This is a genomic window from Streptomyces yokosukanensis, assembly GCF_001514035.1.
GTDB lineage: Bacteria > Actinomycetota > Actinomycetes > Streptomycetales > Streptomycetaceae > Streptomyces > Streptomyces yokosukanensis.
The window spans coordinates 47,144-48,107 of sequence record NZ_KQ948209.1; the positions used below are offsets into that span (position 1 = coordinate 47,144).

Genomic DNA, 964 nt, shown 5'->3' on the forward strand with positions numbered 1-964 from the left:
AGGCGACGGCCGTACGCAGGCTCTGGATCAGAGGAGAGTCGTCCGGTAAGCATCCCACCCTGCGAAGCCGCCGTACGGCTACCTCCGTTCGGGCCCCTTGATTGCCTCACCGATGACGAATTCCTCGCCGGGACTTCGGGAAAGCCACGCCGATGGCAGGCTCGCTTACTACTGATTCCGGCCTTCCGCTGAAGCCCCGTGAGTACGCAGTCGGCCCCGGCGCTTGGCTTGCGAGTGCGGCCGTGTTCTGTGGACGGCGGTTTCCGGCGCCGTCTGCGTTCGGAGGGTGTGGTCGTTCGCAGGTCTATGCCCGGATGCGGTGGCAGGAAGTTGGGGATGCCCCGCCGCTCGCCAGGGGCGAGTTGGCTGAAACGGATCAATGGCGATCTTGTGAATAGCAAGGAGATCGCGGATGATCTGTGTATCAAGAGCATGCCAAGCGAGTGGATAGGGGAACTTGGTGCCGAAGTTCAAAGTAAAGCTTGCAGCGATAGGCGGGGTTGTGGGCCTCACGGCCGGGCTGATGCTGACAGGGGGCAGCCCGGCAAGTGCTGCCTCGACTGAGGACATCTTTACGTTCAACTTCTACTATCCCCCGGGGGACAATTCCACCGAGATCCAGGTGTATGACGCCACGAAGGGAATCGCGTCCGGATACGCCGACTTCGTACCGGACGGCGACACCCTGATCGCCCATGACTCCGGCGCAGACGGGTACGGGATCGAAGCACATCTGTCCACTAGTCCTGAGCGAACCGCGTCCACGAGGGGGCACGGTTCCCCGTACACCGCGGTGGCAAAGGGCAACCTGCCAGAGAAGACGACGTATAAGTTCTGGGTTTGCGCCGTCAAGGGCACATGGTCGAGCTGCTCCGGCAAGCAGCTTGTGATCTCCTGACAACAGCACCAGCAGGGAGAGGCAGGGCCGCCGAGTTGAGCGTGGTTGGGCGTCTCTCTCAGGCGA

1 protein-coding gene is annotated in these 964 nt (G+C 62.3%); it reads left to right on the top strand.

Annotated features, from left to right (window positions below; translation table 11 throughout):
- The first annotated feature begins 460 nt into the window (after positions 1-460).
- The gene (locus AQI95_RS10020; RefSeq protein ID WP_159056496.1) at positions 461-898 is read left to right on the top strand and encodes a hypothetical protein; all 438 of its coding nucleotides are present in this window, start codon (positions 461-463) and stop codon (positions 896-898) included.
- The last annotated feature ends 66 nt before the right edge of the window (positions 899-964 follow it).